Origin of the sequence: Streptomyces sp. NPDC085596 (genome assembly GCF_044541565.1) — a bacterium.
Lineage (GTDB): Bacteria > Actinomycetota > Actinomycetes > Streptomycetales > Streptomycetaceae > Streptomyces.
The window spans coordinates 448194-471584 of the sequence record NZ_JBITTC010000002.1; the positions used below are offsets into that span (position 1 = coordinate 448194).

At 70.8% G+C, this 23391-nt stretch carries 22 protein-coding genes and 1 pseudogene; 5 read left to right on the plus strand and 18 right to left on the minus strand.

Annotated elements, in window-relative coordinates; translation table 11 throughout:
• Positions 1 to 11: 11 nt before the first annotated feature.
• Both ACIGA3_RS07675 and ACIGA3_RS07680 read right to left on the minus strand, forming a co-directional pair.
• Positions 12 to 1451, minus strand: a complete 1440-nt coding sequence (locus ACIGA3_RS07675; RefSeq protein ID WP_399711536.1) for a hypothetical protein — start codon at positions 1449 to 1451, stop codon at positions 12 to 14.
• Between the two features lie 96 nt (positions 1452 to 1547).
• Positions 1548 to 1799, minus strand: a complete 252-nt coding sequence (locus ACIGA3_RS07680; protein WP_399711538.1) for a helix-turn-helix domain-containing protein — start codon at positions 1797 to 1799, stop codon at positions 1548 to 1550.
• Between the two features lie 33 nt (positions 1800 to 1832).
• Here ACIGA3_RS07680 and map point away from each other — a divergent pair, with 33 nt between their 5' ends.
• Positions 1833 to 2627 carry a type I methionyl aminopeptidase gene (gene map / locus ACIGA3_RS07685; protein ID WP_399711540.1) on the plus strand — a complete coding sequence of 265 codons (795 nt, stop codon included), beginning with the start codon at positions 1833 to 1835 and terminating at the stop codon, positions 2625 to 2627.
• Positions 2628 to 2748: 121 nt separating this feature from the next.
• Positions 2749 to 5316, plus strand: coding sequence for an ATP-dependent Clp protease ATP-binding subunit (locus ACIGA3_RS07690; protein ID WP_399711542.1), 2568 nt, complete (start codon positions 2749 to 2751; stop codon positions 5314 to 5316).
• A 10-nt stretch (positions 5317 to 5326) separates the two neighbouring features.
• On the opposite strand, the gene ggt is transcribed toward ACIGA3_RS07690, so the two are convergent.
• Positions 5327 to 7126, minus strand: coding sequence for a gamma-glutamyltransferase (gene ggt, locus ACIGA3_RS07695; RefSeq protein WP_399711543.1), 1800 nt, complete (start codon positions 7124 to 7126; stop codon positions 5327 to 5329).
• Between the two features lie 155 nt (positions 7127 to 7281).
• Here ggt and ACIGA3_RS07700 point away from each other — a divergent pair, with 155 nt between their 5' ends.
• The gene (locus tag ACIGA3_RS07700; protein ID WP_399711545.1) at positions 7282 to 8037 is read left to right on the plus strand and encodes a hypothetical protein; all 756 of its coding nucleotides are present in this window, start codon (positions 7282 to 7284) and stop codon (positions 8035 to 8037) included.
• 46 nt (positions 8038 to 8083) lie between these two features.
• Here the strand turns inward: ACIGA3_RS07700 and ACIGA3_RS07705 are convergent, their stop codons facing one another.
• On the minus strand, positions 8084 to 8782 hold the full coding sequence (locus tag ACIGA3_RS07705; protein WP_399711546.1) for a hypothetical protein: 699 nt from the start codon (positions 8780 to 8782) through the stop codon (positions 8084 to 8086).
• Positions 8783 to 9031: 249 nt separating this feature from the next.
• Between ACIGA3_RS07705 and ACIGA3_RS07710 the strand changes: the two genes are divergently transcribed.
• Positions 9032 to 10588 (plus strand): alpha/beta fold hydrolase, encoded by a 1557-nt coding sequence (locus tag ACIGA3_RS07710; RefSeq protein ID WP_399711548.1) that lies wholly within the window; start codon positions 9032 to 9034, stop codon positions 10586 to 10588.
• Between the two features lie 49 nt (positions 10589 to 10637).
• Here the strand turns inward: ACIGA3_RS07710 and ACIGA3_RS07715 are convergent, their stop codons facing one another.
• The 8 genes from ACIGA3_RS07715 to ACIGA3_RS07750 all read right to left on the minus strand — a co-directional run bounded on the left by ACIGA3_RS07715 (position 10638) and on the right by ACIGA3_RS07750 (position 17288).
• Positions 10638 to 11519 (minus strand): amino acid ABC transporter permease, encoded by an 882-nt coding sequence (locus ACIGA3_RS07715; RefSeq protein WP_399711550.1) that lies wholly within the window; start codon positions 11517 to 11519, stop codon positions 10638 to 10640.
• A complete protein-coding gene (locus ACIGA3_RS07720; protein ID WP_399711552.1) occupies positions 11516 to 12160 on the minus strand; it encodes an amino acid ABC transporter permease in 645 nt (214 codons plus the stop codon). Before ACIGA3_RS07720 ends, ACIGA3_RS07715 begins: the two co-directional genes overlap by 4 nt.
• Positions 12161 to 12171: 11 nt before the next feature.
• Positions 12172 to 13101: a glutamate ABC transporter substrate-binding protein gene (locus ACIGA3_RS07725; protein ID WP_399711554.1), complete on the minus strand. Its 930-nt coding sequence runs from the start codon at positions 13099 to 13101 to the stop codon at positions 12172 to 12174.
• 17 nt (positions 13102 to 13118) lie between these two features.
• On the minus strand, positions 13119 to 13862 hold the full coding sequence (locus ACIGA3_RS07730; RefSeq protein ID WP_399711556.1) for an amino acid ABC transporter ATP-binding protein: 744 nt from the start codon (positions 13860 to 13862) through the stop codon (positions 13119 to 13121).
• Between the two features lie 136 nt (positions 13863 to 13998).
• Entirely contained in the window at positions 13999 to 14418 is a 420-nt protein-coding gene (locus ACIGA3_RS07735) for a DUF6278 family protein (protein WP_399711558.1), read from the minus strand.
• A 16-nt stretch (positions 14419 to 14434) separates the two neighbouring features.
• Positions 14435 to 15214, minus strand: a complete 780-nt coding sequence (locus tag ACIGA3_RS07740; protein ID WP_399711560.1) for an exodeoxyribonuclease III — start codon at positions 15212 to 15214, stop codon at positions 14435 to 14437.
• 36 nt (positions 15215 to 15250) lie between these two features.
• Positions 15251 to 15886: an MBL fold metallo-hydrolase gene (locus ACIGA3_RS07745; RefSeq protein WP_399711562.1), complete on the minus strand. Its 636-nt coding sequence runs from the start codon at positions 15884 to 15886 to the stop codon at positions 15251 to 15253.
• Positions 15887 to 15950: 64 nt separating this feature from the next.
• Positions 15951 to 17288, minus strand: coding sequence for an alpha/beta fold hydrolase (locus ACIGA3_RS07750; protein ID WP_399711564.1), 1338 nt, complete (start codon positions 17286 to 17288; stop codon positions 15951 to 15953).
• 151 nt (positions 17289 to 17439) lie between these two features.
• Here ACIGA3_RS07750 and ACIGA3_RS07755 point away from each other — a divergent pair, with 151 nt between their 5' ends.
• Positions 17440 to 19125, plus strand: coding sequence for a ribonuclease J (locus ACIGA3_RS07755; protein ID WP_399711566.1), 1686 nt, complete (start codon positions 17440 to 17442; stop codon positions 19123 to 19125).
• A gap of 127 nt (positions 19126 to 19252) precedes the next feature.
• Here the strand turns inward: ACIGA3_RS07755 and ACIGA3_RS07760 are convergent, their stop codons facing one another.
• The 6 genes and pseudogenes from ACIGA3_RS07760 to ACIGA3_RS07785 form a co-directional block, all read right to left on the minus strand.
• Positions 19253 to 19456, minus strand: coding sequence for a cold-shock protein (locus ACIGA3_RS07760; protein WP_030052720.1), 204 nt, complete (start codon positions 19454 to 19456; stop codon positions 19253 to 19255).
• 243 nt (positions 19457 to 19699) lie between these two features.
• Positions 19700 to 20038: a MerR family transcriptional regulator gene (locus tag ACIGA3_RS07765; protein ID WP_399711567.1), complete on the minus strand. Its 339-nt coding sequence runs from the start codon at positions 20036 to 20038 to the stop codon at positions 19700 to 19702.
• 696 nt (positions 20039 to 20734) lie between these two features.
• Entirely contained in the window at positions 20735 to 21043 is a 309-nt protein-coding gene (locus ACIGA3_RS07770) for an SCO5918 family protein (RefSeq protein ID WP_399711569.1), read from the minus strand.
• Between the two features lie 53 nt (positions 21044 to 21096).
• A pseudogene (locus ACIGA3_RS07775) lies at positions 21097 to 21497 on the minus strand (CBS domain-containing protein); the annotation flags it as partial.
• A 46-nt stretch (positions 21498 to 21543) separates the two neighbouring features.
• Positions 21544 to 22953 carry a DEAD/DEAH box helicase gene (locus ACIGA3_RS07780; RefSeq protein WP_399711571.1) on the minus strand — a complete coding sequence of 470 codons (1410 nt, stop codon included), beginning with the start codon at positions 22951 to 22953 and terminating at the stop codon, positions 21544 to 21546.
• 205 nt (positions 22954 to 23158) lie between these two features.
• A complete protein-coding gene (locus ACIGA3_RS07785; protein ID WP_045556499.1) occupies positions 23159 to 23362 on the minus strand; it encodes a cold-shock protein in 204 nt (67 codons plus the stop codon).
• Positions 23363 to 23391: the final 29 nt, after the last annotated feature.

Genomic DNA, 23391 nt, shown 5'->3' on the forward strand with positions numbered 1-23391 from the left:
CGGGGTGCCGGTCAGGGGGTGATCCCGGCGGCCCGGAGCGCGTGCGCGAGGTCCCGGTGGTGCTCCTCGGAGACGTGCCGGGCCGCTTCCAGGAGGAGGGGGGCGAGCCGGTCGGGGTCCCCGGCGGCGGTACGGGCCGCGTCCTCAGGGGTACGGACCCGGACGCAGGCGTCCAGGAGGGCGCGGGCCGCTCCGTGACGCCCCTCGGCGTCGAGTCGTGCCACGGCCGCGCCGGTCTCCTCGGGCGGGCGGGCGGCACCCTCGCGCAGCAGGCGGTGGCCTTCCTGGGCGTGGCCGGCCGCCTCCAACGCGGCTGCTGCTGCCGCCAGTTGCCCTGGGGGCAGCGCGGCCGCCTCCCATCGGAGGGTGGCCCAGTCGGCGTCGCGGCCGGCCCGCGCCAGGGCCTCCGCGAGCAGCGGGAACCGGACGGCGGGCCAGCGGGCGGCTTCCGCCAGGAGTATGTGCGCTTCACCGGTGCGGCCCGCGGAGCGGAGGGTGGCGAGGTCTGCCACGGCGTGGGCCACAGCGCGGTGATCGTCGGCGTCGGGGACGGGTTCCGCGCGCTCGCCGTCCCACGTCTCCTCCGCTTCCGCTCCGGCGAAACGGGCGCCCCGAAGATCGGGGGTGGCCTGCTGGGCGCCGGGGAGAACCAGCGGCGCGGCGGTGTCGTCGTCCAGCCCCGCGAAACGGGCGCTCCCGCGGCGGCGTTTGCGGGGCTTGGCGGAGGGGGCTTCAGCGAGGGCAGCGCCGGGTGCGCTCAGAGGGCCACCGGCGGCAGGGGGCGGGGTGGCCGGGACCCCGGAGGTTGCCGCGCGGCCATCGAAGCCTGGGTGGGCGTCGGCCAGGCCATCGGGCGCGAAGCCGGCCATAGCCGAACGGCCACCCGCGTAGGGCGTGCCGCCAACGGACGACGCCGCCTGCCCGGGAACACGTACGGCCGACGGCCCCGTGCGGGTCATCCGGGACAACCGGTCCCGGAGTTCCGCACACCGGGCCGTCGCCCGATGCCGGTCGTCCCGGGCCCAGGCCAGGTCGATACGGAGAGACTCCGCCTCGGACTCCGTCGTCGCCTCGTGGAGGCGGCGGGTCAGGGCGGCCTCGCGTTCGTCGGCGTGGTGGCGCGCGCGGAGCGTGGCGTGGAGGCGGTGGGTCAGGGTGTCGTGGGCGCCGGGGTGGGCGTCGTACGCGGTGAGGGCGGCCGTGTGCAGGGTGCGGGCCCGCTCGCGCTCGGCGAGGGCCGGGGCCGTGCCGTATGCCGCCGCGAGGTCCCGCAGCAGGGCGTCGACCAGGTCCCACGGAGGCACCTCGCGCCCCTCGCGGCAGGCGCGCATGCCGTCCGGGTCGCGCTCCCAGAAGACCCCGCACCAGCCCGCGCCTTGGTCGAGGCGGGCCAGGAGGCCGTCCAGGTAGTACCCGAACTCCCCCACCGTTGCCGTGAGTTGTTCCGCCATCGACCGGCTCCCGCCCGATTGCCAGCACTGCGGGAGCCAGGCAACACCAGGCGTGTTACGGGCCTGCTACGCACAGTTTGCGGAACGAGGGCACCCTCAGACGGGCACCAGCGCGCAGCGGACGACCAGTTCGTCCATGGACAGCTCCAGCGCCCGCGCGAGCGCCGCCACGGTGAAGAAGGCGGGGGTCGGCGCCCGGCCGGTCTCGATCTTGCGGAGGGTCTCGGCGGAGATGCCGGCGACCGCGGCGACCTCGGCCATGCTCCGCGCGCCGCGCGCCTCGCGCAGCAGCCGGCCGAGCTGTTCGCCGCGTTCGCGCTCTTCGGGGGTCAGGGGGGTGCGCACCATGCCCACCATTCTAATACCGGTATAGTAATTGGCATGGTTGAACTCAAGACGGACGCCTCCATCGAGGCCATGTACACGACGGGCCAGGTCGTCGGCCGTGCCCTGACGGCGGTACGGGACGCCGCGGACGTGGGCGTACGCCTGCTGGACCTGGACGAGGTGGCCAGGGAGGTACTGCGCGAGGCGGGGGCGACCTCGCCCTTCCTCGGGTACCGGCCCTCCTTCGCCCCGACCCCCTTCCCGGCGGTGATCTGCGCCTCGGTGAACGACGCGATCGTGCACGGCATCCCGACCGGTTACCGCCTGCGCGACGGTGATCTCCTCTCCGTGGACTGCGGCGCGCTGCTGGACGGCTGGGCCGGTGACTCGGCGATCAGCTTCGTGGTCGGGCGCCCGCGCGCCGAGGACCTGACCCTGATCGAGACGGCCGAGCGCGCGCTGTCGGCCGGGATCGAGGCGGCGGTCGTCGGCAACCGCATCGGCGACATCGCGCATGCCGTCGGCACGGTGTGCCGCGCGGCCGGGTACGGCATCCCCGCCGACTTCGGCGGCCACGGCATCGGGCGCAAGATGCACGAGGACCCCGGCGTGCCGAACGAGGGCCGCCCCGGCCGGGGCATGCCGCTGCGCCACGGGATGGTCCTGGCGATCGAGCCGATGCTGATCGCCGGCGGCGAGGACGGCTACCACCCCGACCCCGACGGCTGGACCCTGCGCAGCGACGACGGCTCCCGCGCGGCCCACGCCGAGCACACGGTGGCCATCACGGACGCGGGCCCGCGCATCCTCACGGCCCGCGAGACGGCGAGGCAGGGCACGGCGTCGTAGCGCGGCGCCGGAGTCCGGGAAGCCTGCGGGTGCCCTTCCCCCCTCCTCGTGCCATCGTTTCAAGAGCGGCCGATCCGGGGTACCCGGCCGCTCCGCACGTCGTCTGCGAAGGACGGAAACGATGACCAGCGGCTACATCGGCCCCGAGGGCGACCCCTTCGGGGAGTTCTTCTCCCGCTTCTTCGGCGGCTCCGGGGGCCAGGGCCAGCCCGGCGGCCCCCGCCAGATCGACATCGGCCGCCTGCTGAGCCAGCCCGCGCGCGAGCTGGTCAAGGGGGCCGCGCAGTACGCCGCGGAGCACGGCAGCCGGGATCTGGACACCCAGCACCTGCTGCGCGCCGCGCTGTCCAGCGAGCCCACGCGCAGCCTGCTCAGCCGGTCCGGGGCGAACCCGGACTCGATGGCGACCGAGATCGACGGCCGGGCTGGACCCGTACAGCACCAGCCGGGCAAGGTGCCGCCGACCGCGCTGTCCCTGACCCCGGCCGTGAAGCGGGCGCTGATGGAGGCGCACGAGATGGCGCGGGCGAGCGGTGCCGGGTACATCGGCCCCGAGCACGTGCTGAGCGCCCTCGCCATGAACCCCGACTCGGCTGCCGGGCACATCCTGCACGCGGCCCGGTTCCGGGCGGAACCGGCGCAGCCCGAGGCGCCGGACACCGCGCAGGGCCGCCAGGACCGTCCCCGGCCCTCGTCCACGCCGACGCTGGACAAGTACGGGCGCGATCTGACCGAGCTGGCCCGCGAGGGCCGGATCGACCCGGTGATCGGCCGGGAGAACGAGATCGAGCAGACCATCGAGGTGCTGTCCCGGCGCGGCAAGAACAACCCGGTGCTGATCGGTGACGCGGGCGTCGGCAAGACGGCCGTGGTCGAGGGGCTGGCGCAGCGCATCGCGGACGGCGACGTGCCCGAGGGTCTGGAGGAGCGCCGGGTGGTGGCGCTGGACCTGACCTCGGTGGTGGCCGGCACCCGCTACCGGGGTGACTTCGAGGAGCGCCTGAACAACATCGTGCAGGAGATCCGCGCGAACTCGGACAAGCTGGTCGTGTTCATCGACGAGCTGCACACCGTGGTGGGCGCGGGCACCGGTGGTGAGGGCGGCGCCATGGACGCGGGCAACATCCTCAAGCCCGCCCTGGCCCGTGGCGAGCTGCACATCGTCGGCGCGACGACGCTGGAGGAGTTCCGGCGGATCGAGAAGGACGCGGCGCTGGCCCGCCGGTTCCAGCCGATCCAGGTACCGGAGCCGACCGTCGAGGACGCGCTGGAGATCCTGCGCGGGCTGCGCGACCGCTACGAGGCCCACCACCAGGTCCGCTACTCGGACGAGGCGCTGGCGGCGGCCGTGGAGCTGTCCGACCGCTATCTCACCGACCGCCGGCTCCCCGACAAGGCGATCGACCTGATCGACCAGGCGGGCGCGCGGGTACGGCTCGGCGCCCGGACCAAGGGCGCGGACGTGCGCGCGATGGAGCGCGAGGCCGAGCAGCTGGTGCGGGACAAGGACCAGGCGGTGGCGGACGAACAGTACGAGCAGGCCACGCAGTTGCGGGACCGGATCGCGGATCTCCAGCGGCGGATCTCGGAGGCGGCCGACGACGGGGAGGCCGTCGAGGGGCAGAACCTCGAAGTGACGGCGGAGGCCATCGCCGAGGTGGTGTCCCGGCAGACCGGCGTCCCGGTGAGCCGGCTGACCCAGGAGGAGAAGGACCGCCTCCTCGGTCTGGAGGAGCATCTGCATGAGCGGGTGATCGGCCAGGACCAGGCGGTCAACGTGGTCGCCGACGCCGTACTGCGCTCCCGCGCGGGCCTGTCCAGCCCGGACCGGCCGATCGGCAGCTTCCTGTTCCTCGGCCCGACCGGTGTCGGCAAGACCGAACTGGCCCGCGCGCTGGCGGAGTCGCTGTTCGGCAGCGAGGACCGCATGGTGCGGCTCGACATGAGCGAGTACCAGGAGCGGCACACCGTGTCCCGGCTGGTCGGGGCGCCGCCCGGTTACGTCGGCCACGAGGAGGCGGGCCAGCTCACCGAGGTGGTGCGCAGGCATCCGTACTCGCTGCTGCTGCTGGACGAGGTGGAGAAGGCGCACCCGGACGTGTTCAACATCCTGCTCCAGGTGCTGGACGACGGCCGGCTGACCGACGCCCAGGGGCGGACGGTGGACTTCACCAACACGGTGATCGTGATGACCAGCAACCTGGGCTCGGACGTCATCACCCGGCGCGGTGCCGGTATCGGCTTCGGGCCCGGCGGCGCGGACGCGGACGAGGAGGCCCGGCGGGAGCAGATCCTGCGGCCGCTGCGGGAGCACTTCCGGCCGGAGTTCCTCAACCGGATCGATGAGATCGTGGTGTTCCGCCAGCTCACGCCCGAGCAACTGCGCCGGATCACCGACCTGTTGCTGAACGGCACCCGCGAACTGTCCAACGCCCGGGGCGTGACGGTGGAGTTCACCGACGCGGCCGTGGACTGGCTGGCCGAGCGCGGCCATCAGCCGGAGTACGGTGCCCGGCCGCTGCGCCGTACGATCCAGCGCGAGGTGGACAACCAGTTGTCCCGGCTGCTGCTGAACGGCACGGTGGCCGAGGGTGGCGAGGTGACGGTCGATGTGGCGGACGGGCGGCTGGACTTCCGGGTCCAGGGCCAGGAGGCCCAGCCGGCCGAGGCGCAGCGCGAGGGCGCCTGAGGGCCTCGGATCAGCCCGTCGGATTCACCACCATGGCGGAGCCGCCGCCGCGCCGGGTCGTCTCGGCGGCGGCCAGCCACCGCCCGTCCGGCAGCCGTTGCACGCCGGTCGCGGCGCCGATCTCGGGGTTGGCCTTGAAGCTGTGCCCGAGCGCCTCCAGCCGGTCCCGCAACGCGCTGTCGTACAGGGCGGGTTCGAGTTCGGTCTGGGCGGCGTTGCGCTGGCTGGCGCGGGGTGCGGCGATGGCATCGACCAGCGGCAGGCCCCGGTCGAGGAACCCGGTGAGGGTCTGGAGCACGGTGGTGATGATGGTGGCCCCGCCGGGCGAACCGAGCGCCACCACGGGCCGGTTGTGCCGGTCGAGGACGATGGTCGGGGAGATGGAGGAGCGGGGGCGCTTGCCGGGGCCGGGCAGGTTCGGGTCGTGCACTCCGGGGCTCGCGGGGGCGAAGGAGAAGTCGGTCAGCTCATTGTTGAGCAGGAAGCCCCGGCCGGGCACGGTGATGCCGCTGCCGCCGGTCTGCTCGATGGTGAGCGTGTAGGCGACGACATTGCCCCACTTGTCGGAGACGGTGAGGTGGGTGGTGTTCTCACCCTCGTACGTGGTCGGCGCGGCCTTGCCCTTGGTGGCGCAGGCGGCGGGGTGGCGGGGGTCGCCGGGGGCGAGCGGACTGGTGAGGACGGCGTCGTCCTTGATCAGGCAGGCGCGCGAGTCGGCGAACCGCTGCGACAGCAGTTGCTTGGTCGGTACGTCCTCGAAGGCCGGGTCGCCGACCCAGCGCCCCCGGTCGGCGAAGGCGATCCGGCTCGCCTCGATGTAGCGGTGCAGGTACTGCGTCTCGCTCGCCTTGGAAAGGTCGCTCTTCTCCAGGATGTTGAGGGCCTCGCCCACCGTGGTGCCACCGGAGGAGGAGGGCGCGATGGAGTACACCTTCAGGCCGCGGTACGAGGTGTCGGTGGGCCGTTCGAGTTTCGCGCGGTAGCCCGACAGGTCCTTGGCGGTCAGCTTGCCGGGGCGGGCGTTCCAGCCGGAAGCCGGGGCGGCCGGGGGCTTGTTGACGGTGGCGACGATGTCCCGCCCGAGGTCGCCCCGGTAGACGGCGTCGGCACCCTGACGGCCCAACTCCTGGTAGGTCTTGGCCAGATCAGGATTCTTGAGGGTCGAGCCGACGACGGGGAGCTTGCCGCCGGGCAGGAACAGCCGGGCGGTGTCCGGGAAGTAGCGGAACCGGGTCTCGTTGGCGGCGGTCTGGGAGCGGAAGGTGTCGTCCACGGTGAAGCCGTCGCGGGCGATCCGCTCGGCCGGCCGCAGCACCCTGGCGAGGCTGTTGGTGCCCCAACTGCGCAGCGCCGTCTGCCAGGTGGCGGGGGTGCCCGGAGTGCCGACGCCGAGCCCGCTGGTGACGGCGTCCGCGAAGGCCAGCGGCTTGCCGTTCTCCAGGAACAGGTCGGAGCGGGCGCTGAGCGGGGCGGTCTCGCGGCCGTCGATGGTGTGCACGGTGCGGGACTTGGCGTCGTAGTAGACGAAGTAGCCGCCTCCGCCGACGCCCGCCGAGTACGGCTCCGTGACGCCCAGCGCGGCGGCGGTGGCCACGGCCGCGTCGACCGCGTTGCCGCCGTTGCGCAGCACCTCGATGCCCGCCGCACTGGCGTCGGCATCGACACTGGAGACGGCGCCCCCGTACCCGACCGCCACGGGCACCTTCCCGCCGGGCCCGCCCGGCGCGCCCGGTGGAGCGGCGGCCCCCATCGAGGCGACGGCGGCCGAGACCACCAGCACCGCCAGCTTCCGCGTACCAGGACGACCCATCCGAACCTCCCGAGAACACCGTCCGCGCAGCGTAACCAGATCCCCGAGGCCCTCGACAGTATGCCTCGCCACTTGGACCCCCGCATGCGGGATGAGCCGATCGGCTGACACCGCGCCCGTACCCCCGGCCAGGGGACCCGCTAGCATCCCCCGGCATGAACGACGACGTGCGCAACATCGCCCTAGGGGTCATAGCCGCGGGGGTAAGCGCCGCGCTCGGGTGGGTGGCTCGCACCTATCTGTGGCGGCGGAAGCTGCGGCGGAAGCAGGTGTTCTTCGGGTTGCCGGACAACTCGGAGTCGCTGTTCGTCGTGAACCGGGACCCGGCCGCGACCGAGCCGGCGGTGCACCGCTTCGACGTGTTCGCGCTGCTGGAGCTGTCCGCGCTGATCAAGGACTGTGGCGCACATATGCAGTTGGTGACGCAGGACGTGTCGCACCAGGGCTTCGGCGAGCGGACCGAGTTCTGCGTGGGCGGCCCGGCGTCCAACCGGCGGATGCTGGCGCACATGTCGGCGATGCTGCCGGGGGTGCGGATGAACACCGAGAAGGAGAAGGGCCCGAACCGGGGCGCGTTCCGGATCGGCGCCGAGACCTACCGGATGGAGCCCGGCACGACCGAGTACGTGCTGCTGGCGAAGGTCGCGGCGGGTCGGCAGACGCGGCCGGTGTTCCTGTTCTGCGGGCAGCGGGCGATCACCAATCAGGCCGCGACCCGCTATCTGGCCCGCAACTACGAGCGGTTGGCCCGCAAGCACGGCTCCGGATCGTTCGTACTGCTGCTGAAGGTGGTCAACTCCCAGGCGTACGGCCCCGATCTGGTGGAGCTGGTCGCCGATGTCACGCGGGCGGCGCAGGCCCCGTTCCCGGAGACCGAGGAGACGCCGGCCGCGGCGACGCCCGCCTCTTGAGTACCGGCCGCCTGTCGCGGCCGACACCCTCGGCTGCGAGGCTTCTCTACCTCTTGGGCACCTTGAAGTACTGGGGGACGCTCAGCGAGAGCTGGAACACCGTCCCATGGCGCTTTCGGATGCCGGCCACGCTCGCCGCCTCGGGCTCCCGCACGCACCGCCGCACGGGCGGATCGTCGGCGAAGCATGTTTCCGGCTCCTCGACCGTCATAGGAGGCCGATCGTGGAACAGCGTGTCCCAGGACAAGCTGTACGCCCCGGCGTCCATCCTGGCCGGCTCCGTCTGACCGCCGGCACCGGGATGGCGGTAGTAGTCACGGAGCGCCCCGTACCCTGCGCGCGTGAACGGGATGTGCGATCCGGGCCGTTCACCGGCGTCGAGCACTTCATCGAGGACGGAGGCAACACGTTTCGGCTCGGCTCCGAAGTACGCGGTGATGCTCATATAGCAGTTGATCTTGTATGTGTCGTCACCGTTGGATTCCAGCCACTGCTTCGCCGCTCCTCCGGAGCATGTGTCACGCAGGACGACGAGGCCGAGATCGAGGGAAGTGTGGTCGACGTACTCGCGTACGGCAGCCCTGAGCTGGTCCTCCGCGCCACGCCGGGCCTCTGCCGCCTTGGCGCTCCCCGCCAGCCTGCGCACTTCCTCCGGACTTGTGGCGCGGTCGGCCGAGCAGGCGGAAAGGGCCATGACGACGACGGCGGCGAGCGCGCCCCACGCGGACCTGCGAACTCCTGACACGCCCTCTCCCCCAAGCCGACGCGGACCGCACTCCCGACCGTGGCCCCCTGTGCCACTGTCCCGCCGGCCGGCGAATCGCGCATGAGTACCCGTACCTACCGCCGACGCCCCCGCACCAGCACCAAAAGAGACGGCGCCTCAAACCTTCAACAATTGTTACCCGTACGTAACTTACCCACGGGTTACTTGAGGTAAGAACAACCCACTACTGTCAGGTCACTTTCGCACTGGCACGCGTCAGGAGTGACCATGGCCCCCGCTCGTAAACCCCTGCGCACCTGCGCCGTCGGCACCCTCTCGGCGGCGCTGATCGCCGGGACGGTCGTCGGACTGGCTCCCGTCGCCCAGGCGGCCCCCGCCGTACGGTTCGTCGACATTCCCGGCGACGGGGGCACCGTACTGAAGGCGAACGTCGTCACCCCGGCCGGCTCGGGCAGCCATCCGCTCCTGGTGCTGCCCACCAGCTGGGGCCTGCCACAGATCGAGTACCTCGCCCAGGCCCGCAAGCTCGCCGACTCCGGCTATGTGGTCCTCACCTACAACGTGCGCGGCTTCTGGCAGTCCGGCGGCGAGATCGAGGTGGCCGGCCCGCCCGACATGGCGGACGCCTCCAAGGTGATCGACTGGGCGCTGGCGAACACCCCCGCCGACCCGGCCCGCATCGGCATGGCCGGCGTCTCCTACGGCGCGGGCATCAGCCTGCTCGCCGCCGCCCACGACAAGCGGATCAGGGCGGTGGCGGCGCTCAGCGGCTGGGCCGACCTGATCGGCTCGATCTACTCCGGCCGCACCCAGCACGTCCAGGCGGGCGCCCTGCTGGACGGCGCGGGCCTCGTCACCGGCCGCGAGAGCCCCGAACTACGGAAGATCTTCGACAGCTTCTACGCCTCCGACCTCTCCGACGAGCAGAGCCTGATCGACTGGGGCGAGCGGCGCTCAGCCCTGACCTACCTGGACCGGCTCAACGCCAACAAGCCCGCCGTCATGCTCGCCAACGCCTGGAGCGACTCGGTCTTCCCGGCCAACCAGTACGCGGGTTTCTACGAGAAGCTGACCGGCCCCAAACGCCTCCAGCTGCGCCCCGGCGACCACGCGACCCCGGAGCTGACCGGCCTGTTCGGGCTGCCCAACGACGTGTGGAAGGACACCGGCCGCTGGTTCGACCACTATCTGCGGGGCGTGGACAACGGCGTCGACCGCGAGCAGCCGGTCCAGCTGGAGTCCCGTAGCGGCGGCGGCTACGAGGGCTACCCGGACTGGAAGTCGGTCGCCGCCACCGACCGCAAGATCGCGCTGGCGGGCAGCACCACCATCCACACCAACGTCGACTCGGGCGCGGACGGCGGGGTCGTGCTGCTCTCCGGCCTCCTGGACCAGGTCGCCAAGGTGCCCCCGATGGCCTCCATCCCGCTGCTGCCGCGCCGCTGGGCGGCCGTCTGGCAGTCGGAGCGGTACCCGGCGCCCCAGCGCGTACGCGGCACCGCCAGGCTGCACACCACGCTCACCCCGACCGCCGAGAGCGGCACCTTCGTGGCCTACCTGTACGACGTGGGCCCGCTCGGCATCGCCAAGCTGGTCACGCACGCGCCCCTGACCTGGCACGGCCGCACCCCCGGCGAGCCGTTCGGGGTGGATCTGGACCTGTTCGCCACGGCCTACGACGTCCCGGCCGGGCACCGGCTGGCCCTGGTGGCCGACACGGTCGATCCGCTCTACATCGAGCACAACCCGTCCGGCGCGCGGCTGACCTTCTCCTCGCAGGAGGACGACCCGTCGTACGTGTCGGTCCCCCTGCGCGAGCAGTGATCTCCGGCCGCCGCCGGACGAGCATGGCCCGTGTGAACCGCCGCCTTCGTCACGGCTTCGGAGCCGTGGGTGGCTCCCCACCCGGCAGCGGCGCCCCAGGGCCGGGCGCGGCGACAGCCACGGCCTCGGTCTTGGGACTGCGCTGCTCCCGGCGGGACACCCAGACGGCGAACCACGAGAGCAGCATGCACATCCCGATGTAGATCGGCGAGATCACCATCACCACGGGGATGAACGGCAAATCGTAGTCGAGGTTCGAGGCGATGAGCTTCCCGGCGTGGAGGAACTCCTCGTAGGTGATGAGGAAGCCCAGCGAGGTGTCCTTCAGCGCGACGACCAACTGGCTGATGATCGCGGGCAACATGGCGCGCACCGCCTGCGGCACGAGGACGTAGGACATGACCTGCGTTTTCCTCATGCCGAGCGCGAACGCGGCCTCGCCCTGGCCGCGTTCGACGGAGTTCACCCCGGAGCGGAAGACCTCGGCGAGCACGGAGCCGTTGTAGAGGCTCAGTCCGGCGACGAGCGCGGGCAGCGGCTGCACCTTCAGCGCCACGAAGATGAAGAAGATCATCACCAGGACGGGCATCGCGCGGAAGAACTCCACGACGAGCGTCGCCAGCCAGCGCACCGGGGCGTGGTCGGAGAGGCGTCCGGCGGCCAGCACCCCGCCGAGGGCGAGGGAGAGCGCAGCGGCCATGGCGAACGCCTTGAGGGTGTTGCCGAGGCCGCGCAGCAGCAGTTCCTGGATGCCCTTGTACTCGAACGGCATCCACTTGGTGGCGGTGAACTGGCCGGTGGAGAACAGGAGATAGAGAAGCCAGGCGACCAGGCCCAGCAGGACGGCGGTGGACAGGGCCGCGTACAGCGCGTGCCGTCGGCGGGTGCCGGGGCCGGGGACGTCGTAGAGCGCGGTGGTCTCGGTTGTCATCGGGCCACTCCCCACTTGCGTTCCAGCAGGTTGAACAGGGCGCTGATGGCGAGCGTGATGATCAGGTAGCCGACGGCGATCCAGACGAAGGTCCAGATGATGTTGTAGCCCAGCTCGCTCAATGTCTTGTAGGTGCCGAGCAGTTCGGTGACGCTGAAGGCGCCGGCGATGGCGGAGTTCTTGGCCAGCGCGATCAGGGTGGAGCCGACGGGCGGGATCACCGAGCGGAACGCCTGCGGGAGGACGACCACGCTGAGCGTCTGGGAGAAGGTCATGCCGAGGCTGCGGGCGGCCTCGCCCTGGCCCCTGGGCACGGTGTTGATGCCGGAACGCAGCGCCTCGCAGATGAACGCGGAGGTGTAGCAGCCGAGCGCGAGGACCGCGAACGCCTGGAAGGGCAGCACGAGTCCGAACCGGGGCAGCCCGAGCAGCACCGCGAAGAACAGCAGGGTGAGCGGGGTGTTGCGCAGCACGGTCACCCACACCGTGCCGAAGACGCGCAGCGAGGCCACCGGCGCGACCCGGAAGGACGCCATCAGGAAGCCGAGCGCGAGGGCCAGCAGGGAGGCGTAGACGGTCAGTTCGACCGTGCCGAGGAATCCCTCGGCGTAGAGGGCGAAGTTGTCTGTCAGTACGTTCATGGCGTCCTCGGTCAGCTCGCCGGGTAGCGGTCGATCGGCGGGGGCTTGGGCGCGGGCACGCCGGACAGGCCGAGCGTGGCGTCGTACGCCTTCTTCCAGTCGCCGTCCTTCTCGCGGGCGGCGAGGGCATCGTCGAGGGCGAAGCGCAGGGTGTTGTCCTTGCGCGGGACGCCGATGCCGTACGGCTCCTCGGAGAACGGTTTGCCGACGACCTTGAGTTCGTCGGGGGCCTTGGCCGCGTAGCCGATGAGGATGGCGTCGTCGGTGGTGACCGCGTCGACCTGGTAGGTGAGGAGGTTGTCGACGCAGACCGAGTAGGTGTCGTAGGCGACGAGGACCGCCTTCGGGAAGTCGTCCTTGATCCGCTGGTACGGCGTCGAACCGGCCGCCGAGCAGACGCGTTTGCCGTCTAGGTCCTCGGGGCCGTGGATGTCGTCGGTGTCCTTGCGGACCAGCAGGGACTGGCCGGCCATGTAGTAGGGGCCCGCGAAGCCGACGAGCTTCTTGCGGTTGTCGTTGATGGTGTAGGTGCCGACGTAGTAGTCGATCTGGCCGTTCTGCAGGGCCGTCTCGCGGTTGGCGGAGGCGATGGTGCGGAAGCGGACGGAGTCGCCGGGGAAGCCGAGGGAGGCGGAGAGCATCTTGGCGATCTCGATGTCGAAGCCGGAGTACCGGCCGGTCGCCGGGTCCTTCTCGCCGAGGTAGGGCTGGTCCTCCTTGGCGCCCACGACGAAGTGGCCGCGCTTCTTGGCGCGGGCCCAGGTCGGGGAGCCGGGGAGGCTGTAGCCGCGGGCCACCGAGTAGTGCGGGAGCTGGTCGGGGGCGGGGCCCTTGGTGGGCGGGCTGCCGTCCTTGCCGCAGGCGGCGGCGAGCAGGGCGAGCGAGGTCAGCAGGGGGGCGAGCAGGCCGATGGCGCGGGGCGCACGGGTGTGGCGGGACATGGGTCGCACTCCCCCGGTCAGTGCTTGAGGATCTTGGAGAGGAAGTCCTTGGCGCGTTCGCTGCGCGGTGCGGTGAAGAACTCCTCGGGGCTGCGGTCCTCCACGATCCGGCCGTCGGCCATGAAGACGACGCGGTTGGCGGCGGAGCGGGCGAAGCCCATCTCATGGGTGACGACGATCATGGTCATGCCCTCGCGGGCGAGCTGCTGCATGACCTCCAGCACCTCGTTGATCATCTCGGGGTCGAGCGCGGAGGTGGGTTCGTCGAAGAGCAGGGCCTTGGGGTCCATGGCGAGGGCGCGGGCGATGGCCACGCGCTGCTGCTGGCCGCCGGAGAGCTGGGCGGGGTACTTGTCGGCCTGGGCCGACAGACCGACCCTGTCGAGGAGTTCACGGGAACGGCGGTCGGCTTCGGCCTTCTTGCGGCCGCGCACCTTGGTCTGCGCGAGGGAGACGTTCTCCAGGACCGTCTTGTGCGCGAACAGGTTGAACGACTGGAAGACCATGCCCACTTCGGCGCGGAGCCGGGCCAGCGACCGCCCTTCCTCGGGCAGCGGTTGCCCGTCGAGCGTGATGGTGCCGGACTCGATGGTCTCCAGCCGGTTGATGGCCCGGCACAGCGTCGACTTCCCCGACCCGGAGGGGCCGATGACCACGACCACCTCCCCTTTGCCGACGGTCAGGTCGATGTCCTGCAGGACATGCAGCTCCCCGAAGTGTTTGTTGACGTCACGCAGTTCGATCAACGGATCGACGGCCATCCGCAGCCCTACTCACTCTCAGCCGAGTCGTAGTGGCCGAAACTATCCAGACGGTGCCGGAGCGCGGGGACGACACGCACTTGGGGGCATTAGCCGTATTTAAGCCCCAGTTGTGCGGCGCCGGGATGGGCGGGGGTCACGGTTCGGCGATCTCCGCGTACAGCTGGGACAGTTCGGGGAGGCCGCTCGTGGCCCACTGGCGGCCCGGCTCCACGACCTCCATCTCCCGGCCGGAGGCGAGCCGCAGGACGGGCTCTCCGTCCGGTCTGATGCGCCAGGCGGCGCCGGGTACGGTGCGGACGACGACGGTGCCGAGGTAGAGCCCGGCGTCGTTGCCGAGCCAGGGCAGCAGCTCGGGGTCGTCGCGCCAGCGTGGGACGAGCTGGTCCAGGGCCTCCAGGGAGGCCGGGGTGTCGTCCAGGCGGACACCGGCACTGTCCGCCTGGGAGCGCAGCAGCTCGCACTCGGAGAGCAGCGCGGCGATGGCCTCGGGGTCGGCCGGGAGCGCCGCGTCACCGCTCTTGCCGCGCCGGTGGCCCAGGAACGGGATGTTCATGGACTCAAGCGTGGCATCAGACGTCGAGGTCGACCACCACCGGCGCGTGATCGGACGCGCCCTTGCCCTTGCGCTCCTCGCGGTCGACGTAGGCGTCCTTGACCGCCCCGGCGAACGGGCCGTTGCCGTACACCAGGTCGATGCGCATGCCACGGTTCTTGGGGAAGCAGAGCTGGCGGTAGTCCCAGTAGGTGTAGGGGTGGTCGTACTTCAGCGGGCGGGGCACGACATCGCTCAGGCCGGTCTCGCGCAGGGCGGCCAGGGCGGCGCGCTCGGCGGGGGTGACATGGGTGACGCCCTCGAAGGCGGCGCGGTCGTACACGTCGTCGTCGGCCGGGGCGATGTTGTAGTCGCCGAGGACGGCGAAGGGGCGGCCGCCCGCCGCGTCACCGGCGACGGCGGTCTTCAGGGCGTCGAGCCACTGGAGCTTGTACGCGTAGTGCGGGTGGTCGACCTCGCGGCCGTTGGGGACGTACACCGACCAGACGCGGACCGGGCCGCAGGTGGCGGACAGGGCGCGGGGCTCCTGGGCGCCCTCGTAGCCGGGGTCGCCGGGCAGGCCCTTGACCACGTCCTCGAGGCCCACGCGGGAGAGCACCGCCACGCCGTTCCACCGGCCGGTGGCGTGGACCGCCGCCTCGTATCCCAGCTCGCGGAGCGGCTCGACCGGGAACTGTGCCTCGGCGACCTTGGCCTCCTGGAGGCAGAGCACGTCGGTGCCGCTGCTCTCCAGCCAGGCCAGCAGCCTCGGGAGACGGGCGGTGATCGAGTTCACGTTCCAGGTGGCGATACGCATGTCCCTCAACCTACCCGCCGGGTATGACAACCGGCCTCACAGCTCGGCGGAGGCTCCCGGTGCCAGGCGCAGGTGCTCGGCGTCGGCGAGGGCGCCGATCTGGCGGTCGTAGATCGGCCGGGCCAGGTCGGTGAGGAGGGCGTCATGGATGTCGTAGGCCCGGCGCGGCCTGACCTCGCGGACGTACTCGATCACCTCGGCGATCTTGTTCCACGGCGCCATCACCGGGAGCATCAGGGTCTCCACCGGCCGGTCGGGGACGGTGAGGGCGTCGCCGGGGTGGAAGACCTTGCCGCCGTCGATGAGGTAGCCGACGTTGGTGATGCGCGGGATGTCCGGGTGGATCACGGCGTGCAGCTCGCCGTGGACCTGCACGTCGAAGCCGGCGGCGGTGAAGGTGTCACCGTGGCCCACGGTGTGCACCCGGCCGGGGAAGGCCGCCGTGAGCTGGTCCGCGACCGACTTCAGGGTCCAGATCCCGGCGTCCGGGTTCGCCTCCAGCGCGGTGCGCAGCCGGCCCTCGTCGAAGTGGTCCGGGTGCTCGTGGGTGACGAGGACGACGTCCGCGCCGAGCGCCGCGTCCGGCTCGCTGAACCCGCCGGGGTCGATGACGAGCGTCCGGCCGTCCTTCTCCAGGCGGACGCAGGAGTGGGACTTCTTGATGAACTTCATGACTTCCCGTCCTGCTCGTTAGACCGCGTCGCTTCCATCGTGCCGCCTCGGGCGGCCGGGGGCCTCACTCGGCGGGTGTGGTCTCCTCGCGGATAACCTGCTGGGCCACCCGGAAGGCGCTGTTCGCCGCCGGGACGCCGCAGTAGACGGCGGCCTGGAGCAGCACCTCCTTGATCTCCTGCGGGGTGAGGCCGTTGCGGAGCGCGGCGCGGGTGTGGACGGCCAGATCGTCCAGGTGGCCGCCCGCGACCAGCGCGGTGAGGGTGACGCAGCTGCGGGACCTGCGGTCCAGGCCCGGCCGGTCCCAGACCTCGCCCCAGGCGTAGCGGGTGACCAGTTCCTCGAAGCCGCCGGAGAACTCGTCGGCCCGCGCGAGGACGCCCTCGACGTGCGCGTCGCCCAGCACCTCGCGGCGGATCTTGAGGCCGGTCTCGTACCGGTCCGGCGACGCGACCGGCTGCGGCGGCTCGGCGGCGGACGCGATCTCGGCGACCGGCGCGGTACGCGGGGGCGTCACGGGGGCGGGGGCGACGGTGGGCATGGCGACGGGGTCCGGGGCGGCCGGGGCCGGGGTGACCGGGGCGGCGGCCGGGAGGGCGGTCTGGCCGGTGTCGAAGGTCTGCTGCCAGGCGGTGGAGAAGTGCCGGACGAGGAGGTCGGTGACGGCGGCGGGCTGCTCGACCGGCACCAGGTGGGAGGCGCCGGGTACGACCGCGAGCCGGGCGTCCCGGATGCCGGCGACCAGGGTGCGGGCCTCGGCCGGGCCGGTCACCTGGTCCTCGGAGCCGACCAGTACGAGCGTGGGCACCCCGATACGGCCCAGCTCCGGGCGTACGTCGAAGGCGGCGAGCGCCTCGCAGGCGGCGATGTAGCAGCCGGGGTCGGTGGTGCGCACCATCTGCACCGCCCACTCGGTGATCGCGGGCTGGGCGGCGGCGAAGCCTCCGGTGAACCAGCGGTCGGGGGCGCTTCGCGCGATCGGGTCGAGCCCGTTCGTGCGTACGATCACGCCACGTTGACGGAACTCGTCGGGCGTGCCGAACCGGGGCGAGGCGGCGACCAGCGCGAGCGAGGCGAGCCGCTCGGGGTGGCGCAGGGCCAGCTCGATACCGACGGCGCCGCCGAGGGCGCAGCCCGCGTAGCCGAAGCGCTGCACGCCGAGGCTGTCCAGGGTGGCCAGCAGGCGCGTGGCCAGCTCCGCGACCGAACCGGCCGGATGGGCGGGGGCGCCGCCATGGCCCGGCAGGTCGAAGCGCAGGACCCGCCACTGCTTGACCAGTTCCGGCACCTGGCGGTCGAACATGTGCCAGGTCGTGCCCAGGGAAGGGCCCAGGATCAGGACAGGTGCGTCTTCTGGCCCGTCAAAGCGGTATTGCAGGGTGTTCGGTGGTGTCTCGCTCACCCGTCAGACCCTCTCATCTCTCACGGGCGCCCCTATAACGGGGGCATGACTGTATGGCCCTGATCAGGTGGAAGACCTCCCGGGCAGCGAGTGCTCACTGGATCAGACAGGCGATGGATCTCCCTGTCCCGCTTCCAGGTACCGTCAGGGTATGAGTCATCCGCACCCCGAACTGAAAGCCGCCCCACCCCTTCCCGAAGGAGGGCTGCGGGTCATCGCCCTGGGCGGCCTGGGTGAGATCGGCCGCAACATGACCGTCTTCGAGCACGAGGGCAAGCTGCTCATCGTCGACTGCGGCGTACTGTTCCCCGAAGAGACCCAGCCCGGCGTGGACGTGATCCTGCCGGACTTCACCTCGATCCGGGACCGGCTGGACGACATCGTGGCCGTGGTACTCACCCACGGTCACGAGGACCACATCGGCGGCGTGCCGTACCTGCTGCGCGAGCGGTCCGACATTCCCGTCGTCGGCTCCAAGCTGACGCTGGCCTTCCTGGAGGCCAAGCTCAAGGAACACGGCATCCGGCCGCGGACGGTGCGCGTACGGGAGGGCGACCGGCGTAACTTCGGGCCTTTCGACTGCGAGTTCGTGGCGGTCAACCACTCCATCCCCGACAGCCTCGCGGTCGCGCTCCGCACCCGGGCCGGGATGGTGCTGCACACCGGCGACTTCAAGATGGACCAGTTCCCTCTCGACGACCGCATCACCGATCTGCGCGCCTTCGCCCGCCTCGGTGAGGAGGGCGTGGACCTGTTCCTCACCGACTCCACCAACGCCGAGGTGCCCGGCTTCACCACCTCCGAGCGCGAGCTGAACCCGGCGATCGAGCAGGTGATGCGCACCGCGCCGCGCCGGGTCATCGTCTCCAGCTTCGCCAGCCATGTGCACCGCATCCAGCAGGTCCTGGACGCCGCCCACCAGCACGGCCGCAAGGTCGCCTTCGTCGGCCGGTCGATGGTCCGCAACATGGGCATCGCCCGTGACCTGGGCTATCTGAAGGTCCCCTCCGGTCTGGTCGTGAGCACGAAGGAGCTGGAGAAGCTCCCGGACCACAAGATCACTCTGGTGTGCACCGGCTCCCAGGGCGAACCGATGGCCGCGCTGTCGCGGATGGCCAACCGCGACCACATGATCCGCATCGGCAAGGGCGACACCGTCCTGCTCGCCAGCTCCCTCATCCCCGGCAACGAGAACGCCATCTACCGGGTGATCAACGGACTCACCCGGTGGGGCGCCCACGTGGTCCACAAGGGCAACGCCAAGGTGCACGTCTCCGGGCATGCCAGCGCCGGCGAACTCGTCTACTGCTACAACATCGTCAAACCCCGCAACGTCATGCCCGTGCACGGCGAATGGCGCCACCTGCGGGCCAACGCCGACCTCGCCATCCGTACGGGTGTCGATCCCGAACGGGTCGTCATCGCCGAGGACGGCGTCGTCGTCGACCTCGTCGACGGGCGCGCGTCCATCACCGGCAAGGTGCCCGCCGGCAACGTCTACGTGGACGGCATGGAGGTCGGCGGCGCCACCGAAGCGTCGCTCAAGGACCGCCTCACCCTCGCGGAGGAAGGCGTGGTCACGGTGGTGGCGATCGTCGACGCGGACACCGGCGCCCTCGCCGAGGCCCCCGACTTCCTGGCCCGGGGCTTCGTCCACGACGACACCACCTTCGAGCCGGTCATCCCCGTCATCGAGAAGACCCTGGCCACCGCGGCCGAGGAAGGCGTCGGGGACGCGCGCCAACTCGAACAACTCGTCGCCCGCGCCGTGGCGAACTGGGCGTTCCGAACCTACCGCCGCAAGCCCCTCATCATCCCCGTCATCATCGACGCCTGAGCCACAGCACGATCAGGGGCCGCGCAGCTGTTGCTGCGCGGCCCCTGATCGTGTGCCGACCTACGCGAGAGCAGGCGCGGCGCCTGCCGGACGCGGTGTGCGCGACCCCTCGGGCAGGTCTGCGAGGTCAGGCCAGGTTGATGTTCTCGGCCTGCGGGCCCTTCTGGCCCTGGGTGACGTCGAACGTCACGGCCTGGCCCTCCTGGAGCTCACGAAAGCCCGTGGAGTTGATCGCGGAGTAGTGCGCGAAGACATCCGGGCCGCCGCCGTCCTGAGCGATGAAGCCGAAGCCCTTCTCCGCGTTGAACCACTTCACAGTTCCCGTAGCCATGGTCATGCCTTCCAGTCGATGAACGTCTCCCACTCCTTGTGGCAGACGGAGGTGATCGCCCTGGTCCCTGCGGCACAGCACAGCAAAACGCCCACACCGGAGGCGTGGGCAAGAGGGAATTCCGAACCACGACAGCTGACGCAGACGCTACACGCCCACACACCGAGTCACCATAGGAAAATGATCACACCGCACACCAAGACCGTATGTGCGATGCCCGCCGGCGCTGACGGGCACGCTCACTCATTCTGCTGCCGTCGGGTTCCCTGATTCGGCGGCGCGACGATATTCGGCATTGATGCGCTGGGCTTCCTCGAGCTGGTCCTCGAGGATGACGATCCGGCAGGCGGCCTCGATGGGGGTGCCCCGGTCGACGAGTTCCCGGGCACGGGCAGCGATGCGCAGTTGGTAGCGGGAGTAGCGGCGGTGGCCGCCGGCGGAGCGGAGTGGGGTGATGAGGCGGGCTTCGCCGATGGCGCGGAGGAAGCCCTGCGTGGTACCGAGCATCTCGGCGGCCCGGCCCATGGTGTAGGCGGGGTAATCGTCGTCGTCGAGACGGCCGAACGTGTCGTCTGCTGTCATTGCACCTCTCTGTGGCACGCGTGGAGGGGCCCTGGTGCCGTACTGGCACCAGGGCCCCGAAGGAACTACTACACCATCTGCCGGCCCTGATACTGCACCGGCCCTCTGTTTCCGCGGACCCGACCGAGTCGCTGTCGGGGGCGCGGGGATCGCGGTTGCTCGACCGGAGACCACCTCACTATCGATGTCCTGCGGTACCCGGGTCCTGGACTTTCACCCGGGCGATCCTGATGGCGCTCGGCTCCTCCGTTCTTCCCTCTTGATCAACTACTCACTGACTGGTACTGCCACTGCGGTACTGCTCATGGCGGCCCCTGATCACTGCGGGCCACCCGGTCCGGTCGTCAGTCCCGTCGCCTTCCTGCTACCGCTCCGGCTTCGGAACTCCACCACCGCACCGTCCTGCGAACTGCGAACTGCGGTACTGCTGCCCGGCAGTTCATCTCTGCCGGGCCTCGCTCGATCTCGGCTACAAGAGAAACCATAACCACACCACCACCCAATGTCTACTCTGGCTGGCATAGATTTCCGCGTGCTCGAAGACGAGGTAATCCGCCTCGACCGGTCCATGGGTGGTTCGAGCAGCTCCCACCGAGCGACGGCGACGGGAACCCGCCGCACGCAGTGTGGGCCCCACCGGCGTACCGGTGGGGCCCACACTGCTGGTCGGATGTCGGCTCGCGCCTGTCTGCCCGGTCAGACCGTCACGGGAGTGCCGAGCATCGCGGAGGCGTGCTGCGGCGAGCCGGGGATGTCCAAAGGCGCGGCCTTGGGGAGGGCGCGGCAGGTGAAGCCGAGCCGAGCCATGGCCCGGAGGACTTCTGCGGCGCTGAAGTCACGGCGGTCCTGGCGGGTGATGACTTGGCCGACTTGCTTGGCGGGGTAGTGGCGGCGGCCGATGATCACCGATTCTCCGGTGACCGGTTCGGGCTTGACGCCCTTCATCGATTCCAGCACTCCGCCCTTGGTGAGCTCGAAGGGGAAGCGGGCGATGACGCAGCGCATGTGGCCTCACAGGGAGAAGGGAAGAACGGTCCGACCAGGGGCGAGGCGTTTCGGCGGCCGAGGGCGAGGATGCCCGGGGCGCCGCCTTGCCCGTCTACGACGCGCAGAGCACCGAGCCGACGGGAGCGCATCGTGTGCTCGGCTTCGCCATCGTGGTCACGGGCGGGGTGAACGATCCGTGATCGCTGAGGATGTCGCGCAGGCGGACGCGGTCCGGGTGAGCACCGCTGTCACGGACGGCCGTGAGATCGGTTCGGGTCACCAGGCCGATGCGCTGGTCGTCCTGGTCGCAGACGACCAGCCGGCCCGTGCGTGCGGCGGCCATGACAGCCAGCGCCACCTCGACGCTCATGTCGTCACAGACCTGCGGTCCGGCCGCGTCCATGACCTCCACGGCCGTCCTGTGCACGGGGTTGGCGTCCACCGGGCGGGGCTTCATCTGGATCAGCGTCAAAAGGTGCCTCCTGCGGAGATGGGTCAACTCTCTGATCACGAACGTTCTAGGCCACCACGTCGAGGGCAGGACGGCGTACGGGGGCGCGCCTGGTCTCCGAGGAAGGGCGGCGTCGGCCTCGGGAGGAGGCGCTGCGCTTGGGGCGTTCGACCACCGGTGCGGTGATGACGACCGGGATGCCGGACGGGGCCTGGGCGCCGGTGATCCGGCTCAGGGCCTCGTCTCCCGAGCGGACCTGGGTGGTCTGCGGCCGGATTCCGGCGTCCGACATGAGACGGACCATGCCCCGGCGCTGGCTCGGTGTGACGAGCGTGACGACGCTGCCGGACTCTCCGGCGCGGGCGGTACGGCCGCCGCGGTGGAGGTAGTCCTTGTGGTCGGTCGGCGGATCGACGTTGACCACCAGGTCGAGGTTGTCGACGTGGATGCCGCGCGCCGCGACGTTGGTTGCCACCAGCACGGTGACGTGCCCCGTCTTGAACTGCGCCAGCGTGCGGGTGCGTTGCGGCTGCGACTTGCCGCCGTGCAGCGCGGCGGCGCGTACCCCGCTGTTGAGCAGGTCCTGGGTCAGCCGGTCGACGGCCTGCTTGGTGTCCAGGAACATGATCACGCGGCCGTCGCGGGCGGCGATCTCGGTCGTGGCGGCGTGCTTGTCGGCGCCATGGACGTGCAGGACGTGGTGCTCCATCGTCGTGACCGCACCGGCCGACGGGTCGACCGAATGCACGACGGGGTCGGTCAGATAGCGGCGAACCAGCAGGTCGACGTTACGGTCCAAGGTGGCGGAGAACAGCATCCGCTGCCCCTCCGGACGGACCTGGTCGAGCAACGCGGTGACCTGCGGCATGAAACCCATGTCGGCCATCTGGTCGGCCTCGTCCAGCACCGTGATGCCCACGTGGTTCAGCCTGCAGTCGCCACGGTCGATGAGGTCCTTGAGCCGTCCGGGCGTCGCGACGACGACCTCGGCCCCGCCGCGCAGCGCGCCGGCCTGCCGGCCGATCGACATCCCGCCCACCACGGTGGCCAGCCGCAGCCTGACGGAACGGGCATACGGTGTGAGCGCGTCGGTCACCTGCTGCGCCAGCTCACGCGTCGGTACGAGGATCAGCCCCAGCGGCTGGCGGGGCTCAGCACGCTGTCCAGCGGTACGGGCGAGCAGGGCGAGGCCGAAGGCGAGGGTCTTGCCGGAACCGGTGCGCCCGCGGCCCAGTACGTCACGGCCCGCCAGGGAGTTCGGTAGCGTCGCGCCCTGGATCGGGAACGGTGCGGTCACACCCTGCCTGCCGAGTTCGGTCAGCAGGTGCTCGGGCATGCCGAGATCGGCGAAGTCCTCAACGGGGGGCAGCGCGGGGGTGATCGTCCTGGGCAGCGCGAACTCACCATGCACCGCGGCCGGCCGGCGGCTGTGTCCGCCGGAGCGGTTGAAGCGGTCATTCGTGCGTGTGCGGTTCATGCGGAACCTTCCTCGATGTGGCACATATCAAGGAATTCCCGCAGCAATGAGCGGCATGGAGAATTACAGGTATGGACCGACGAAAATACCCGGGGGCGCAGGTGCTGAAATGGGTGACACGGGGCGGCACAAGGTCCGGAGACGAGTACAGCTGGGGCCCGCACCCCGAAGGATGCGGGCCCCAGCTGCAGTCTGTGCGTCAGCGTCAGGCCGGAACGATGTTCTCGGCCGTCGGGCCCTTCTGGCCCTGCGCGATGTCGAAGGTGACCTTCTGGCCTTCGAGCAGCTCACGGAAGCCCTGCGCGGCAATGTTCGAGTAGTGGGCGAACACGTCCGGGCCGCCACCGTCCTGCTCGATGAAGCCGAAGCCCTTTTCCGCGTTGAACCACTTCACGGTACCAGCAGCCATGTCATATCTCCTTTGGGGCAATACATCGG